The sequence below is a fragment of the Ruegeria sp. AG1 genome (assembly GCF_056541705.1).
Map to the genome: position 1 here is coordinate 1 of NZ_JBQFYU010000036.1, position 820 is coordinate 820.

At 51.0% G+C, this 820-nt stretch carries 1 protein-coding gene; it reads left to right on the forward strand.

What is annotated here, in order from left to right:
* The first annotated feature begins 87 nt into the window (after nucleotides 1–87).
* Nucleotides 88–768: an IS6 family transposase gene (locus ACR0B5_RS22865; protein WP_170484298.1), complete on the forward strand. Its 681-nt coding sequence runs from the start codon at nucleotides 88–90 to the stop codon at nucleotides 766–768.
* Nucleotides 769–820: the final 52 nt, after the last annotated feature.

Here is an 820-nt window from a genome sequence, read left to right on the forward strand (position 1 = left end):
GGATCTGTTGCAAACTTTTGACCGTTGACGCTCATAAGTGCTTCGAGTGAATGGATATCGAAATATTGAAATCGAAAGTCAGTTTTTATGATCTCTTTCAAAGGCGCGCAGTATCCGAAGGATGTGATCCTCTTCGCTGTGTTCTTCTATGTCCGATACGGTGTGTCATATCGCGATCTAGAAGAGATCATGCATGAGCGAGGCGTTGCAGTGGATCACACGACGCTGAATCGCTGGGTGACGCGGTATGCAGGCGCAATCGGTGAAGCGGCGCGTCGTCGAAAGGGACCGTGCGACCGCTCCTGGAGAATGGATGAGACTTACATCAAGGTGAAAGGCAATTGGGTCTATCTCTATCGAGCTGTCGACAAGCACGGCAAGACGCTTGATTTTATGCTTTCCCAGCGTCGAAACAAACTCGCGGCCACCATGTTCTTCGCCCGAATGCTGGAGGTCAACGGCCTTCCGAGAAAGATAGTCATCGACAAAAGTGGAGCTAACACCGCTGGCCTCAAGGCCATCAACAAGATGCTGAAAGGTTTTGGTTGCCCGGTCCCAATTGAAATGGTCAGGCGGAAATACTTGAACAACATCATGGAACAGGACCATCGTTTCATCAAAAGACGAACCCGCCCGATGCTCGGCTTCAAGTCTCTTGCTTCGGCATCAGCGACTCTGGCGGGCATCGAGGTGACGCACATGATCCGTAAAGGCCAGTTCACGCCCGGAATCTGCCCGTTTCGTCAATTCTCCGAGTTGGCAACCTGAACTGAAGCGATCGCAGAACTATTTGGCTGACCTAAAACTTTGCAACGAAACC